This window comes from Niabella hirudinis, from assembly GCF_051201075.1.
Taxonomy (GTDB): Bacteria; Bacteroidota; Bacteroidia; order Chitinophagales; family Chitinophagaceae; genus Niabella; species Niabella hirudinis.
This window is the reverse complement of record NZ_JBPEHJ010000006.1, coordinates 16,884-33,198: the sequence shown is the minus strand read 5'-3', so window position 1 is coordinate 33,198 and position 16,315 is coordinate 16,884. Positions and strand designations below refer to the sequence as shown.

The 16,315-nt window shown below is 48.8% G+C and carries 10 protein-coding genes; all 10 read left to right on the top strand.

The window, feature by feature from the left end; genetic code table 11:
* Positions 1 to 22 precede the first annotated feature (22 nt).
* The 10 genes from GGU45_RS12965 (at position 23) to GGU45_RS12920 (ending at position 16,305) form a co-directional block, all read left to right on the top strand.
* Positions 23 to 820, top strand: coding sequence for a hypothetical protein (locus GGU45_RS12965; protein ID WP_435225346.1), 798 nt, complete (start codon positions 23 to 25; stop codon positions 818 to 820).
* Positions 821 to 832: 12 nt separating this feature from the next.
* The gene (locus GGU45_RS12960) at positions 833 to 3,361 is read left to right on the top strand and encodes a glycoside hydrolase family 2 TIM barrel-domain containing protein (protein ID WP_435225344.1); all 2,529 of its coding nucleotides are present in this window, start codon (positions 833 to 835) and stop codon (positions 3,359 to 3,361) included.
* Positions 3,362 to 3,501: 140 nt separating this feature from the next.
* Positions 3,502 to 6,066, top strand: a complete 2,565-nt coding sequence (locus GGU45_RS12955; protein ID WP_435225342.1) for a glycoside hydrolase family 95 protein — start codon at positions 3,502 to 3,504, stop codon at positions 6,064 to 6,066.
* Between the two features lie 7 nt (positions 6,067 to 6,073).
* A complete protein-coding gene (locus GGU45_RS12950; RefSeq protein ID WP_435225340.1) occupies positions 6,074 to 8,212 on the top strand; it encodes a glycoside hydrolase family 31 protein in 2,139 nt (712 codons plus the stop codon).
* A gap of 159 nt (positions 8,213 to 8,371) precedes the next feature.
* The gene (locus GGU45_RS12945; RefSeq protein ID WP_435225338.1) at positions 8,372 to 9,547 is read left to right on the top strand and encodes an alginate lyase family protein; all 1,176 of its coding nucleotides are present in this window, start codon (positions 8,372 to 8,374) and stop codon (positions 9,545 to 9,547) included.
* A gap of 71 nt (positions 9,548 to 9,618) precedes the next feature.
* Positions 9,619 to 11,517 carry an alpha-L-fucosidase gene (locus GGU45_RS12940; protein ID WP_435225336.1) on the top strand — a complete coding sequence of 633 codons (1,899 nt, stop codon included), beginning with the start codon at positions 9,619 to 9,621 and terminating at the stop codon, positions 11,515 to 11,517.
* A gap of 39 nt (positions 11,518 to 11,556) precedes the next feature.
* Complete coding sequence (locus GGU45_RS12935) at positions 11,557 to 12,750, top strand: glycoside hydrolase family 88 protein (protein ID WP_435225335.1); 1,194 nt, start codon at positions 11,557 to 11,559, stop codon at positions 12,748 to 12,750.
* A 291-nt stretch (positions 12,751 to 13,041) separates the two neighbouring features.
* On the top strand, positions 13,042 to 14,415 hold the full coding sequence (locus GGU45_RS12930) for a polysaccharide lyase 6 family protein (RefSeq protein ID WP_435225334.1): 1,374 nt from the start codon (positions 13,042 to 13,044) through the stop codon (positions 14,413 to 14,415).
* 124 nt (positions 14,416 to 14,539) lie between these two features.
* Positions 14,540 to 15,964: an alpha-L-fucosidase gene (locus GGU45_RS12925; protein WP_435225332.1), complete on the top strand. Its 1,425-nt coding sequence runs from the start codon at positions 14,540 to 14,542 to the stop codon at positions 15,962 to 15,964.
* Between the two features lie 122 nt (positions 15,965 to 16,086).
* The gene (locus GGU45_RS12920) at positions 16,087 to 16,305 is read left to right on the top strand and encodes a hypothetical protein (RefSeq protein WP_435225331.1); all 219 of its coding nucleotides are present in this window, start codon (positions 16,087 to 16,089) and stop codon (positions 16,303 to 16,305) included.
* Positions 16,306 to 16,315: the final 10 nt, after the last annotated feature.

The window sequence follows — 16,315 nt, the reverse complement described above, 5'->3', positions numbered from 1 at the left end:
GAAAATAATAAAATATAAACAGATGAAAATATTCAAAGGCATTATGAACAGCGTCCTGGCGCTTGGCGTAGCTGCAATTTTTTTGCCGGGATGTAAAAAGCTGCTGGGGTTAAGCCGGCAGGAGAACTATGATTATAAAAAGGAAACGCTGGACCCCAATATCAAAATGACGGCCAAAGAGTTTTTGCTGAAGAGGGCCGATGGTACCACCGAAGCTCCCAATGATACCGTATTCCGGTGGATGAAAAAGGGCCTGGATTATTGCGGGTTTGATCTTTCCGAATACGAAAAGACCGGGAGAACATTTATATTCCTGCACAATGATGCCGTGCGGGGCTTTAATACTTCGGGTGTAATGGATAAGGGATTGTTCTTTACCTTCCCCATTGTGAACCTGGATGGGAGCGGTAATCCCATCATCAACCCCACCACCGGTCTGCCGCAAACACACCCGGCCACCAAATGGGAAGATTATTCAAAAGAAACCGTGAAGAAGTTTTTCCTATATCTTATTGGGGAGGGCATACACAATTATTACGATCTGAACGCAGAAGATCAATCAATACAATCGCTGCTGCCCCCCAATAGCACGGCTACAAAGGAATCTATGCTGGGTTACTGGGACCCCTCGTTGCCGGGCTTCAACGGAGCAGGTGGAAGCGGGTTTGATCCGCAGGGAAAATTTACTTTACGTATACAGAATAATGCCGATATTGCCCCCATTGTGTTTAATAACCGCACCAACAGCCGGTCCATCGGGTTTGTGGCTACCAATGGTGTTGTGCATGTATATGGTGCGGCGCTGTATCCTTCGAAATAAATTTTTGACACTATGTTTTTTGGATCATTCGGAAAAGGTTTTTTCTCAAGTATTTCAAAACAAAAACGAAAGTTATACAAGCCGGCACTTTTTCCGGCGGGTATTTTAGCGGCCCTGTTGTTGAGTATGGGCGCTGCAGCGCAGCAGGCTACCCGTCTTACCCATAACTGGCAGTTTCTGAAACAGGACCTGGGTGGTATATGGGAAGCCGTAAGGCCGGTGAAGGCCGGAAATCCGGAAAGCGTTCCGTTGTGGACCAATGTTATATTGCCGCATTGTGTGAACGCAAGGGATGCTGTGGACCCCGATGAAAATTACTATCAGGGCCCGGCCTGGTACCGTACACAGCTCGCTGTTAAAAATCCCTATGCAATCGGACGTACCCTCCTGCATTTTGAGGGGGCCGGACAAAAAACAGAAGTATACGTATATACAACGAAGGTGGCCACACATGTGGGCGGCTATGATGAATGGACGGCCGACATCACGGATGCGGTAAACGCTTTTCTGAAACAGGATAGCCTGGTAAAGCAATTCAAAGGAAAGGTACCGGTGTCCATTCGCTGTGATAATTCGCGCGACCTGGAAATGATCCCTTCGGATCTTTCCGATTTTAACCTTTATGGCGGCCTGTACCGGTACCTCAACCTGGTGTATGTGCCCGCTGTATCCCTGGATAAAGTATTTGCGGAAGCGGCGGTAGACAAAGGAGGTAAATCGGGCACTATTAATGTGCGCACACGGCTGTACAACCCATCGATGCTTACCGGCGAAGCGGCGATGACCCTGCAGTTGCTGGATCCCAACGGAAAAGAATTACAAAAGATCAGCAGGAAGAACCAGGAATGGAGCACTGAATACCGCTTTGATCAACTAAAAGTAAACCGGCCGCAATTATGGTCGCCTGAGGCCCCGGTATTGTATACCCTGGTGACTTCCATCCGTACTGCCGGTGGCATTTATGAGGAGCGGACGAAAATAGGATTCCGGAACTTTGAATTTGTTAAACACGGCCCTTTCCTGCTCAACGGCAAACGCCTTTTATTGAGAGGCACCCACCGGCACGAAGATCACGCCGGTGTGGCAGCCGCCATGACGGAAGAACTCATGCGTGATGAGATGATCTCCATGAAGGAAATGGGGGTGAATTTTATCAGGTTGGGGCATTACCAGCAATCGCGGATCATCTTGAATTTATGCGACAGCCTGGGTATCCTGGTATGGGAAGAAATTCCCTGGTGCCGGGGCGGACTGGGTGGCGATGTGTACAAAGAGCAGGCAAGACGAATGCTGCGCAATATGATTGAACAGCATTACAATCATCCTTCGGTGATCATTTGGGGCCTGGGCAATGAGAACGACTGGCCCGGTGATTTTCCGGAGTTTGACAAAGAAAAGATCCGGCAGTTTATGAAAGAGCTCAACGATCTTTCGCATCGCCTGGATCCATCGCGTAAAACGGCTATCCGCCGTTGCGATTTTTGCAGCGATATTGTGGATGTATATTCTCCATCCATCTGGGCCGGCTGGTATCGCGGTATATATACAGAGTACAAGGAAGTAACCAAAGCAGAATTTGATAAGGTAGATCATTTTTTACATGTGGAATGGGGAGGCGACAGTCATGCCGGACGGCATTCAGAAAATCCGGATAAATCATTGCAGAACATCAAAGCAACCGGCAATGCCGATGAACGTGCCGGGGATGCGTCATTATATGGCGGGGCCGCCCGCGCCTCAAAAGATGGCGATTGGAGCGAAACCTATATCTGCAACCTGGTAGACTGGCATCTGAAAGAGCAGGAAACCATGCCCTGGCTTACAGGTGCGGCACAGTGGCCCTTTAAAGATTTTTCGACACCGGTACGTCCGGATAATCCCGTTCCGTATATGAACCAGAAGGGCGTAGTGGAGCGGGATCTTACCAAAAAAGAAGCATATTATGTGTTCCAGTCTTACTGGACCAGTAAGCCGATGGCGCGTATTTACGGGCATAGCTGGCCGGTGCGCTGGGGCAATGAGGATGAAGAAAAAATGATCAAAGTGTATTCCAATTGCGATGTGGCTGAGTTGTTTGTAAACGGGAAATCCTTTGGCGCTAAAAAAAGAAACAGCCAGGATTTTCCTGCTGCCGGCCTGCGCTGGAATGTGCCGCTGCAAAAAGGAATGTATGAAGTGAAGGTGGTGGCCAAAAAAGGAAAGGAAACGGTTACAGATGCCATCCGTTTTGAATACCAGACCGAAAAATGGACAAAGCCCGCGCGGCTGGAGTTAATAAAAATAAAAGATGAAGGGGGGATTGTTACCCTTCAGGCACAGCTGTTGGATGATAAAGGGGTACGCTGCCTGGATGCAACCGATTGGGTCCGTTTTGGATCAACAGGAGATGGAAGGCTCTTGGATGACCTGGGTACATCATCGGGGTCCAGGTACGTACAGGTTTATAACGGCCGCGCGCTCATCAGCGTGAAGAAAGGAAAAGGCCGGCTGGTGGTAAGTGTAAAATCCGGTAAATTGCCCCTGGCATTTCTGGATCTGTAAAAACGGTTGGGAACCATCAATGAAGAAGCATTAAGCGACATTCCAGCGATGTACTGATTGATACTTAATGTGCCTTAATCTTAATGGTTAAAACATAACGTGATAAATTTTGTAGAAAGCAACATACAATATTGGATGGAATGAAAAGAGTATTGATCATCTGTTTAGCAGCTATTTCAGGTGGAGTATTGCAGGCACAAACCGGGAATACCGGTAATGCACTCAAACTCTGGTATGCGCAACCGGCTGCCATCTGGGAGGAAGCCCTGCCGCTGGGGAATGCAAAAACCGGCGCCATGGTGTTTGGCGGTATTGTAAAGGAGCGCTACCAGTTAAATGATAACACACTTTGGTCGGGCGCTCCCAACCCCGGTAACCAGCCGGAAGGACCGGCCATACTGGAAAAAGTAAGGGCATTGATTTTTGCCGGAAACTATGACAGTGCGGCCGTGGTGTGGAAAAAAATGCATGGACCTTATTCAGCCCGTTACCTGCCGCTGGCAGATTTATGGCTGAACTTTTCATTAAAGGACACACAGGCTACGGAATATTACCGGGATCTGGACCTGACCAATGCCACGGCCACGGTACGCTATAAGGCCGGGGGCGTACAGTATACAAGAGAAGTCTTTATCAACCATCCCGATAAGATTATGATGATCCGCATCACTGCTGATAAAAAAAATGCTATCAGTTTTGCGGCCGGACTTACCAGTAAATTGAAGTATCGCACAGAAAACAATGGAAAGGATTTGTTGGTGCTGAAAGGTAAGGCCCCAAAATTTGTGGCCAACCGGGAGTATGAGCCGCAGCAAGTGGTGTACGATGATTGGAATGGGGAAGGAATGAATTTTGAAGTGCATGCAAAGATCATCGCCGAGGGCGGATCGGTAAACCGCAAAGACACTGCCCTGGTGGTGTCCGGCGCCAATGCCGTAACCATTTATCTGGCGGAAGCCACCAGCTTTAACGGGTTTGATAAATCACCGGGTAAAGAGGGGAAGGATCCGGCTGTTGAGGCTACAGCGGTATTGAATCAGGCATTGCAAAAAAAATACGGACAAATACGGTCGGCGCATATAACCGATTACCGGTCCCTGTTTAACCGGGTAACGATCGACCTGGGCGCTGATGCTACCCGTTTGAAACTGCCTACAGACGAACGGCTAAAGCGCTTTGCAAAAGCGCCGGATGATTTTGCATTGCAAAGTCTTTACTACCAGTTTGGGCGTTACCTCATGATTGCGGCTTCACGTCCGGGTGGGCGGCCTACCAATCTTCAGGGCATCTGGAACGATCATGTACAGCCGCCCTGGGGTAGCAACTATACCACCAATATCAATACGGAAATGAACTATTGGCTGGCGGAGAACACCAACCTCTCCGAATGCCATCAGCCGCTGTTTGATTTTATGAAAGAGCTGGCGGTAAATGGAGCGGTTACCGCAAAAACAAATTATGGTATTACGGAAGGGTGGGTGGTACATCACAATTCCGACCTCTGGGCCAAAACATCACCGCCCGGGGGGCAGGGATGGAACGATCCGCGGGGCATGCCGCGCTGGAGCTGCTGGCCCATGGCGGGTGGCTGGTTCTCTACCCATTTGTGGGAACATTATCTTTTTACCGGCGATAAAAATTTCCTGCAAAAAGAAGCCTATCCATTAATGAAAGGTGCGGCGCAGTTTTTCCTGCATTGGCTGGTAAAAGACCCTGCATCGGGTTATTGGGTTACCAACCCTTCCACTTCGCCCGAGAATACCATAAAAATAAAAGGAAAAGAATACCAGCTCACCATGGCCAGTACCATGGATATGTCCATCATTCGGGAATTATTTACTGCGGTGATCAAATCGGCGAAGATACTGGGTACCGATGCGGCCTTCGCCGGTGAACTGGCAGCTGTAAAAAACAAACTTTATCCCTATCATATCGGTCAGTACGGCCAGTTGCAGGAGTGGTTTAAAGACTGGGATGATCCAAAGGATAAGCACCGGCATTTATCGCACTTGTTTGGTCTATATCCCGGAAGCCAGATCAATGTAAAACAAACACCGGAGCTGGCTGCAGCGGCCAGGCAGTCGCTCATCTTCCGGGGAGATGTAAGCACGGGCTGGAGCATGGCCTGGAAGATCAATTGGTGGGCGCGGCTGCAGGATGGCGACCATGCCTATAAGATACTCAGCGATGCTTTTAACTATATAGATCCAGGTGAAAAAAAGGCAGAGATGGGCGGTGGGGGTACCTATCCCAATCTGTTTGATGCGCATCCGCCCTTCCAGATCGATGGGAACTTTGGAGCCACTGCGGGCATTACGGAGATGCTGTTGCAAAGTCATAACGGGTATATGGCATTGTTACCCGCATTGCCTTCTGTATGGAAAAAAGGATTTATAAAAGGAATCAAAGCAAGAGGCAACTTTCAGTGGGATATTGCATGGGCGGCCGGCCGGTTGGAAAGGGCCACCGTTTTATCCGGTTCCGGCGGCAATTGCCGGGTACATACTTCAATACCCGTAAGGGTAACGGAGGTAAAGGTCGCACCGGCAACGGGAGCAAATCCCAATTTCTTACTTACGGCTTATGGTAAGCCGGCTTATGAAAAGAATAAGGAGGCAAAGCTGGTGAGCCTGCCGTATGAAAAAGGTTATACCATCGATTTTAAAACAGAAAAAGGTAAAAAATATACGATCATACCCTTATAAGAGCATTATGTTTTACAGGATTATTTCATTTTGTTTATTCGTTGCTTTATGGAGCGGGATTGTCGCACAACCCATCAGCTGGAGCGCCGTGGCTCCGGGCGTGTGGAAAGGCGTTGTAGGTAAACCGGAAGCCTATGATCTTTTAAAGGCAGCCGGCGCCACACCGGCTGCCGGTTTGAAGAAGATGAGCGAACAGGATTTCCCGTTTTCAAAAGCTGATATTTCCGGAGCGGTTTCCGATGGTAAAACCTACCTGCGGTTTCCCCTTGATAAAGGAGAGCAATTGTTTGGTTTCGGGTTGAACTTTCAAACCGTGCACCAGCGTGGCAAAATACTGCAGTTGCATGTAGATCATTACGGTGGCAAGGACAACGGTCGTACCCATGCGCCGGTGCCTTTTTATGTTTCATCAAAAGGTTACGGGGTATTTGTGAATGCCGCGCGGTACATCAACGTATATGCGGGATCGGGTGTGCGTAAGGATAGCAAACATCCTCCGGTAGAAAAAGATCGCAATACCGACAAGAGCTGGAGTTCGCGACCCTATTCGGATGCAGTGGAATTGCTGGTGCCGGCGCCGGGCACGGAAGTATATGTTTTTGCCGGCCCAACGGCATTGGATGCGGTCCGCCGTTACAACCTGTTTAATGGAGGAGGCGTGCTGCCACCCCGCTGGGGGCTGGGTTTTACACAACGGGTACGATCGCTGTTTACGGCAGATGAAGTAAAGCAGGAAGCCGATTCCTTTGCGGTAAGGGGATATCCGCTTGATTTCATCGGACTGGAACCCGGATGGCAGAGCCGCTCTTATCCCGGAACTTTTGAATGGGATAAAACACGGTACCCGGATCCTGCGGCCTTTGTAAATGAAATGCTGGATAAGCGAATCCGTTTGAATCTTTGGATCAACCCTTATGTATCAAAGTCGGCTCCTTTTTACAAAGCCATCACCCCGTATACAGGTTCGCATACCGTATGGACGGGCGAAGTGCCGGACTTTACCATTCCCAAGGCACGCGATATTTTCTTTGGTCAGTTAAAAAAAGACCAGGTGGATATCGGTGTAAGCGGGTATAAGATTGATGAGGTAGACGGGTATGATTATTACCTGTGGCCGGATGTGGCTACGTTCCCTTCAGGATTGTCTGGAGAACAGATGCGTCAGACCTATGGAGTATTGGCGATGAAAAACAGTATTGATCTTTTTAAAAACAGGAATGAACGGACTTATGGCCTGGTAAGGGCTTCCAATGCGGGTGCCAATAGTTATCCGTATGTGATTTATAACGACTATTATAACCACGAAGATTTTATTACCGCGCTTATTAACAGCGGGTATATCGGTGTTTTGTGGACGCCCGAAGTACGTGCTTCAAAAACGGCGGAAGAATGGCTGCGCCGTTTCCAGACTGTAATCTTTTCGCCCATGGCCATGATCAACGCCTGGTCCAGCGGCACCAAACCCTGGTCCTACCCGGAGGTGGCGGCGCAGGTAAAAGAACTATCGTTGCTGCGCATGCGGATGATGCCTTACTGGTATTCCGAATTTGCGAAGTATCATTTTGAGGGCACACCGGTGTTCCGGGGCATGAGCCTGGAACCGGGTTACCAGGCAACAGCCAATAGTGCGGTTAAAAACAACCTGGAGGATAATCCCTATTTAGAAGCAGTAAGCAAAGAGGTAAAGGACCAGTATATGGCGGGAGAATACCTGCTGGTAGCGCCATTGTTTACCGGTCAAACTTCAAGAAAAGTGGTATTGCCTAAAGGACGCTGGTATGATTTTTATACCGGGGCCTTTGCCGGCGATGGAGAAGTGATCACTGTTACGCCGGGTCTGGATAAAATACCGGTGTATGTAAAAGATGGAGGGGTGATCCCCATGATGCCGCCACTGCTGCATGCGCCAAAGGCCGGAGAAAAAGTAGACCTGGAGATCCGCGTATATGGCAAAAAAATCGGCAGTTACCGGCTGTATGATGATGATGGGGAAACCTTCAATTATGAAAAAGGAAGCTATGATTGGAGAGCCGTGTTTATAGAAAAAGATGCTGAAGGGAAATTAAAGGGCAGCATTGAACCCTCGCATAAAAAGGAGGTCCAATCATTCGGTAAGATCACCTGGAAGTTTATGACCGCCCAGTAACCACGAAGACAGAAATACACAAAAACACACGAAGCGTTGTATTGCGGGGTGATCACTGAAGCGTCTTGGTGTTACTTAGTGTCTTAGAGCCTTAGTGGCGAAAACCACGAAAACCGGAATATTCTGGAACCACAGCGGACCGTTAAAACCAGCATATTGATGAAATTAAGAATAATATATATCGTTTTACTCGTGGCGTTGATACAGCCACTGCTGCTTCATTCGCAGGATCTGGCACAGGTAAAAACCGTTTTAAAAAAACAGGTACTGGCAAAAGCGGCTTGGGCGATGCAGCAACAACCCGAAACGGTAACTGCTCACCGGGCATCGCGCAGCGCCGGGGGAATACATGATTTTTATAGTGAAGGCGATTACTGGTGGCCCAACCCGGCAAGTGCGGACAGTCCCTATATTCAAAAAGACGGACAAACAAACCCCGATAATTTTGTGGCGCACCGGCTGGCGATGATCCGTTTTAGCCAGGTCGTAGGCGCGCTGGCTTCGGCCTATCGCATCAGTCCGGAAAAGAAATATGTAAAGCAGGTATTGGCACATTGCAGGGCGTGGTTTGCGGACACCGCTACGCTAATGAAGCCCAGCTTGCTGTATGCGCAGGCCATAAAAGGAAGGGTCACAGGGCGCGGTATTGGTATCATTGATGCCATACAACTAATGGAAGTGGTGCAGGGTGTATCCGTAGTGGAGCAGGACGCGGCCATGGACCAGCAGGTACTGGCTGCAACCAAAAAATGGTTTACTGATTTCTTACAATGGCTTACCACCCATCCCTATGGCAGGGATGAAATGAATGCTGCAAATAATCATGGTACCTGTTGGGTAATGCAGGTGGCGGTATTTGCAAAGTTTACCGGCAACGAGGAACTGATGCAGTTTTGCCGCAACCGGTATAAAACAGTACTGCTGCCCAACCAGATGGCGGCGGAGGGTAGCTTCCCCAAAGAACTGGCGCGAACCAAACCCTATGGGTATTCCCTGTTTAACCTGGATGCCATGACAACCATCTGCCAGGTGCTGTCTTCAAAAACAGATAACCTGTGGAACTATCAGACTGCAGATGGACGTTCCATAAAAAAAGGTATTGCATTTCTTTACCCCTTTATCGCCAACAAAGATAAGTGGCCTTACAAGCAGGACGTAATGTATTGGGATAACTGGCCCGTGGCCCAGCCGGCGCTGGTGTTTGGGGCTATTGAATTTAAAAACAGTAATTGGTTCAAAACCTGGCAAAGACTGGATCATGCACCCGAAACAGAAGAAGTGATCCGGAACCTGCCTGTAAGAAACCCATTGATCTGGATAGACGTTAGACGTTAGATATTAGACCTTAGACATCGTGGCAATAGTTCCTGGTCTAAGGTCTCTTTTAAAATCTACAAACAAGTTAAATGAAAAAAATAACGTTCCTTTTTTTATGTGCATCCTCACTGTTTTCCGCATTTGCACAGGTTGCAGGAGATGAAGACAAAGACATGTACAACAAAGGGCAACAGCGCGATCAGCAGGCCGTTACTGAAGCGGTAAACGGTTGGTGGACACAGTCCATGAAAACGCATGAGGAGCGGATTGCGTGGTGGCGCCAGGCGAAGTTTGGGATGTTCATCCACTGGGGGATTTATTCCCTCCCGGGTGGGGAATGGAAGGGGAAAAAAGTGGGAGGGTATGCGGAGCATTTAATGCGTAAGGAAATGATCACCCGTAAAGAATACCTGGAACTTGCACACCGGTTCAACCCCGTGTTGTTTAATGCCGATGAATGGGCAAAGGCTGCAAAGGATGCGGGTATGCGTTATATGATCATTACCGCCAAACATCACGATGGATTTGCTATGTATCCCTCGGCTGTGTCTGATTTTAATATTCATGATCAAACGCCTTTTAAACGGGATCCCCTGGCCGAGCTCTCCGCCGCCTGCAAAAAACAGGGAATCAAATTCGGGTTTTATTATTCGCATGCCTTTGACTGGGAACATCCGGATGCACCGGGCAACGACTGGGAGTATAACAATCCTGGTGGCGATAAGAATCTGTTTGGCGGACGCAACTGGTTTGATCAGCACCCTGAGTTGCTGCCCAAAGCTGTAAAGTATGTAAACGAAAAAGCGATTCCGCAGATAAAAGAGTTGCTTACAAAATACCACCCGGATATCATCTGGTTTGATACGCCGCACAAACTGCCCTTCTCCGAAAACCTGCGCGTGTTGAAGGCGATACGCGAAACCGACCCCAATGTGGTAGTGAACGGCCGGCTGGCAAGGAACGCCGCACGCAATTATGGCGACTATCTGAATACCGCTGATCGCCCGGCGGAGTTTGCACCGGTTGCTGCTGAAGATGAGGATAGCTGGGAAGCCATCCCAACCACCAATGAAAGCTATGGCTACTCCCGGTACGACGACAGTCATAAATCCGTTTCCTTTTTTATACAATTGCTGGCCAAAGCGGCTTCGCGCGGCGGTAACCTGTTGATGAATATCGGCCCTAAGGGGGATGGTGCTATAGATATAAAAGACCTTGCCATTTTAAAAGGTATTGGCCGCTGGACAAAGAAAAATGGAGAAAGTATTTACGGCGCTGCAAAAAGCCCCCTGCCGCTTCAAAACTGGGGCGTAAGTACAATGCGCGGCCATAAGATCTACCTGCATATATTTGATTTTCCGGCAGACAGGAAGCTATATGTAGGCGGACTGCAATCGGATATCAGCAAGGCATACATACTTGCGGGGAACAAAGCCGTAAATACAACACGCCTTGGCCCGGAGGATCTGCTGGTTGACTTGTCGGGCGTTTCAAAGGATACAGCCAATACGGTAGTGGTACTGGAATTGAAAGACCAGGCCAGGACGAACCCCGTGTTCTTCGTTGCCCCCAATATACCCCTTACCCGGCTGCTGGCTTTTGATGCGCAGTTGCAGGGCAAAGGATTTGGTTTTGGAGATGGAAAGGCCAACCGTTACTATGTGGAGGGCTGGAAGTTGCCGGAGCAGCAATTGATGTGGAAGGTACGTACCATGGAGGCCGGGCAATATGACGTGGTTATTAAGTATGTAACCGGGAAAGAATGTGATGGTAAATATAAATTAATGCTGAATAATACCACTTCGATTGAAGGAAAAGTGCAGCATGCCAACAGCGGCGTCATTACGGAAAAAATTGGTAAACTGGAGCTGAAACAGGGGGTGAATACCCTGACATTGAGCCCCGAAATAATTTCCGGTACAGAGCTGATGAAGTTGCTGGAAGTTCAGCTGGTGCAGACAAATGATAGAAGAATAAACAGCAAATAGGAAATCAGAAATAAATGCCCCGCTGGGCAACCCTTTTGTATGAGAAAAACAGGAATCATTATTGCCTTTGTTGCAGCCACATTAACGGGAGCAGCGCAAAAAATAAATACCGCAGAGGTGGTAAAAGACGCCGAAAAGCAAACCACTATAATGCTGCGGGAAATAGCCACCGCAAAGGAAACAGACAAAAAAGGAGTGTCGCCAAGAACACTGGAAAATGGGAAATTAAAGCTGGTAGCATCCCGCGACTGGACCAGCGGTTTTTTTCCCGGCGAACTCTGGTACCTGTATGAACTTTCAGGAAATAAGAAATGGGAAACAACGGCGCGCGCCTTTACAGCGGATATTGAACAGGAAAAGACGAATGGCACCACGCACGATATGGGGTTTAAAGTGTATTGCAGTTTTGGAAACGGATACCGTCTTACCAAAGATCCGCATTATAAAAACGTGGTCATTCAGGCCGCTAAAACCCTAAGTAAGCGGTTTAATCCGGTTGCAGGCGTGCTACGGTCCTGGGATCATAGCAAGAACAAATGGGATTTTCCGGTGATCATCGATAATATGATGAATCTTGAATTGTTGTTTGAGGCCTCGAAAATTTCCGGCGACCAGTCGCTGTATAAGGTGGCGGTAAGTCATGCGGACCAAACGATGAAAAATCATTTTCGCCCGGACTACAGCTCTTACCATGTGGTGGATTATGATACGGTTACCGGCAAGATCAATAAGAAGACAACCCACCAGGGTTATGCCAATGAATCGGCCTGGGCGCGGGGCCAGGCCTGGGGTTTATACGGTTATACCATCTGCTATCGCGAAACAAAAGATGTAAAATATCTGAAGATGGCCGAACATATTGCCGGCTTTATACTCAACCACCCCAACCTGCCAAAAGATGGGGTACCTTATTGGGATTTTAATGCACCGGCAATCCCCAATGAGCCCCGGGATGCATCGGCTGCTGCGGTTATTGCATCGGCCCTGTATGAGCTGAGCACTTATAGTAACAATGGGAAAAAATACAAAGCGGAGGCGGGCCGGATCCTTGGTAGTCTTACAAAAAGTTACCGGGCGCCTGCCGGCGCCGCCAGCGGCTTTTTGTTGCTGCACAGTACGGGTACCAAACCTTCCAATACGGAGGTGGATGAGCCATTGAGCTATGCAGACTATTATTACCTGGAAGCACTGCAGCGGATGAAAAAACTTCGGGAAGGGAAAAAGCTGTTCTGATAGCGCACTTTCTAAATCCCTCAGCCCGTGAAATTGTGGAATGAGGGCATCCCGATCACGGCAACCTGGAGAACAGGTTAAAATCGCTGAACAGAAAGCAAATACTTCGCAGTTTTTTTTATGAAATAAATGGGTTATTTGTTACAGGAAGATATCCATTATACGCACAACGGCTATTATTCCTGCAGGATCACCCCGTGTAAGCGATAGAAAATTGTTATTGGATTTTAATGTATACGAGAAGAACCCAAATCCCAATTCCGCATGATGAATGCTCTTAAATAAATACAGATGAAAAAATATATACTCGTACTTGTGTTGCTGCAGCTTTCGATGCGGATATGGGCCGCTACCATTACCGTTGCATCAATCGATGAGCTGCAGAAAGCCATTAGCCAGGCAGTTCCGGGCGATATCATTGTTCTTAAGAATGGTGTGTATCAAACAACCGGTGACATTAAGATTGCGCAGCAGGGAACAAAGCAGCAGCCTATTACCATCAGGGCCGAGCGTACCGGTGGTGCAGAGATCAGTGGTTCCGGTGGTATTAGCCTGGTAAAACCGGCGGCCTATATTGTTATTGAAGGGTTTAAATTTACACATGCAGCTTCAAGAGCACGGTCCGGTGCGGGGACCAGCTTTTGCCGCTGGACGCACAATATCTTTCAAACGCCGGGCAAGGGGGAGTACCTCACCGTTGCGGGTAATGACCATGAGATAGACTATAATACGTTTCAGAACAAAACCGAAATGGGGCGCATACTGGCCATCCGCGGGGAAGGAAAACAAATCGCGGAGCGGCTCCATATTCATCATAATTATTTTTACAATTTCCCGGACCAGGGTGGCGCCAATGGTGCGGAAACGTTCCAGTTTGGCTTAAGCGGATTTAGTTTGTCTACCAGCAACAGTATTGTGGAGTATAATCTTTTTGAAAAGTGTCATGGTGAAAATGAACTGATCTCGGTAAAGGCGTCCGGCGTAACGCTGCGTTATAATACCATCCGCAATTGCCCGGCGCAGTTTACTTTAAGGCATGGCAACAAATGCACGGTATACGGAAACTATTTTTTCAATACCCCCGGCATCCGCATTTTTGGAGATGATCATCATATTTTCAGTAATTATTTTGAAGACTGCAACCCGGCCATCACGGTGGGCAATGGCGGTGGTGAGGTAGCTGACGGCGCCGCGCTTACGGAGCATGACCGGCCAGACAGGGTATGGATCGCTTTTAATACACTGGTGAACAATAAGAAGAATATAGAACAGCCGGGGCGGAAGAACGGACTGGGCGCAACGGCCATTACGATTGCCGGCAATATTATCCAGGGTGGGGATGTGGCTGCATCCATTGCCGGACCTTATACGTTGTCACAATGGAAAGGAAACCTTATTTTTAAAACAAAAGGGCCCGGTGATATGCCGGAATCCGGATACCAGGTGTTGGATCCTAAACTGGTAAAAGATGCAGACGGTATCTGGCGGTTGGGTAAAAACAGCCCGGCGGTTGGAGCGGGCGGCGAGGGGTATCCTGTTGCGGCTGTAGATATGGATGGGCAGCCCCGCAACGGAAGATGGGATGCTGGTGCCGACCAGTACAGTACCGCAGTAACGAAGGCCCATGCATTGAAAGCAAATGAAGTAGGAGCGTTGGCGAAATAGAATGCCCCGTCAGGAGCATCCTATTTGTAGTAGAATAGCATTACCGGAGGATGAAGGGAGTGACACAACAGGCGATGATAGGAGTAGTGAAGCCGATATTAAAAAAAACATAGATAAAACAGATATGAAAAAAGTCGCAATTGTAATGTTTATATGTCTGCTTGCAGGCATGGCAAAAGGACAAGAGGTTGATAAAGATACCCGCATGAAATGGTGGCGTGAAGCCCGTTTTGGTATGTTTATCCATTGGGGCGTGTATTCACAATGGGGCGGTGTGTATCATGGACACCAGCAGGCCCGGGGCGGTGCAGAGTGGATCATGAACCGCAGCAAGATACCGGTAGCTGAATACCAGGAACGTGCCAAATCCTTTAACCCGGTTAAATATGATCCGGATGCCTGGGTAAAAATGGCAAAGGATGCGGGGATGAAATATATCATCATTACGTCCAAGCACCACGATGGCTTTGCCCTGTTTAAATCCAATGCCAGTAAATGGAATGTAGCGGATGCCACAGTGTATGGAAAGGACCTGCTGAAGCCCCTGGCAGATGCCTGTCGCAAATACGGGATGAAGCTGGGCTTTTATTATTCCCAGGCGCAGGACTGGAATAACCCGGGAGGATCGGCTGCCCGCAAGGAAATGAAGGAGGGCTGGCCCAACCCGGATTCTGCAAAGATTGATGCCTACACCCTGGCGCATAAAGGACATTGGGACCCTGCACAGGAAACAAAGACTTTTGATCAGTACATTAATGATGTATCTGTACCACAGGTAAAAGAGATCCTATCCAATTACGGGGATATTGCCGTGCTGTGGTGGGATACGCCTACGAATATGACCGATGAAGCGGCACAGAAATTAAAGGATGCACTGAAGCTGCAGCCCAATATCATTACCAACGACCGGTTAAAGCGTCCGAACTTTCCGGGTGACACCAAAACACCGGAGCAAAAAATTCCAACACAGGCGGAGCTGGACGGGCAGGATTGGGAAACCTGTATGACCATGAACGGCAGCTGGGGATATAAGAGCTGGGATCACAACTGGAAATCAACGGAGACCCTGATCCGCAACCTTGCGGACATTGCCTCAAAAGGGGGTAACTACCTGCTCAACATCGGGCCCAAAGATGATGGTACTGTACCGGAAGAAAGCATTGAGCGCCTGGCCCAGATCGGCCAATGGATGAAAGTGAACAGCAGTGCGGTTTACGCCACGCACGCCAGCCCGCTGCAGGATCTTACATGGGGGAGATGTACCATGAAGCCATCCGGCGGCAATACCATATTAAACCTGTTTGTATTTGACTGGCCAAAGGATGGAAAGCTGGTAGTACCAGGCCTTTCCAATAAAGTGATCAGTGCCGTACAGCTGGCCGGTAATAAAACCGTAAAGGCCCGTAATCGGAATGGATCGGTGGTGATTGACCTGCCGGCCGCGGCTCCCGATGCGATCGCTTCGGTAATCCGGCTGCAGGTAAAAGGTAAGGTGGCCAATGTAAATACAAAGGGCGGCAGGAAAATGAAAACGGGGGAGCTGGATTAAGGAGCTCGTTTCAGGCGGCGATTAGGAGGGGCGGCGAACGCGGCCGTTTTTTAATAAAGCGCAGATGCATTTCGTTGCGCTCTTTGCGCTTCGCAGTCAGCTTCGCTTGAAGTAGCAGCGATATGAAGCAACTGCGAATAACAGTCCTGCACTCATTTGCGCTCCTTGCGGTAAAAAGTGTAACCGCAAGGAGCGCTAAGGTTTCGCAACCTTCGCTAAGGTGTTTAACAGCAGATGCCCTTCTTGCGGTTTGTATTGCCGCGGCGATGGGCAGGGCAAAAGTATTGGTAGACGCAGATGCGGCAAGCAAGGCCGGAATTCAATACAAAAACGATCAGTAATTAAGACTTC

Excerpts from the sequence above, each read along its gene's own strand:
- GGU45_RS12965 (WP_435225346.1), top strand. The coding sequence starts at position 23 with ATGAAAATATTCAAAGGCATTATGAACAGCGTCCTGGCGCTTGGCGTA.
- GGU45_RS12960 (WP_435225344.1), top strand. The coding sequence starts at position 833 with ATGTTTTTTGGATCATTCGGAAAAGGTTTTTTCTCAAGTATTTCAAAA.
- GGU45_RS12955 (WP_435225342.1), top strand. The coding sequence starts at position 3,502 with ATGAAAAGAGTATTGATCATCTGTTTAGCAGCTATTTCAGGTGGAGTA.
- GGU45_RS12950 (WP_435225340.1), top strand. The coding sequence starts at position 6,074 with ATGTTTTACAGGATTATTTCATTTTGTTTATTCGTTGCTTTATGGAGC.
- GGU45_RS12945 (WP_435225338.1), top strand. The coding sequence starts at position 8,372 with ATGAAATTAAGAATAATATATATCGTTTTACTCGTGGCGTTGATACAG.
- GGU45_RS12940 (WP_435225336.1), top strand. The coding sequence starts at position 9,619 with ATGAAAAAAATAACGTTCCTTTTTTTATGTGCATCCTCACTGTTTTCC.
- GGU45_RS12935 (WP_435225335.1), top strand. The coding sequence starts at position 11,557 with ATGAGAAAAACAGGAATCATTATTGCCTTTGTTGCAGCCACATTAACG.
- GGU45_RS12930 (WP_435225334.1), top strand. The coding sequence starts at position 13,042 with ATGAAAAAATATATACTCGTACTTGTGTTGCTGCAGCTTTCGATGCGG.
- GGU45_RS12925 (WP_435225332.1), top strand. The coding sequence starts at position 14,540 with ATGAAAAAAGTCGCAATTGTAATGTTTATATGTCTGCTTGCAGGCATG.
- GGU45_RS12920 (WP_435225331.1), top strand. The coding sequence starts at position 16,087 with ATGAAGCAACTGCGAATAACAGTCCTGCACTCATTTGCGCTCCTTGCG.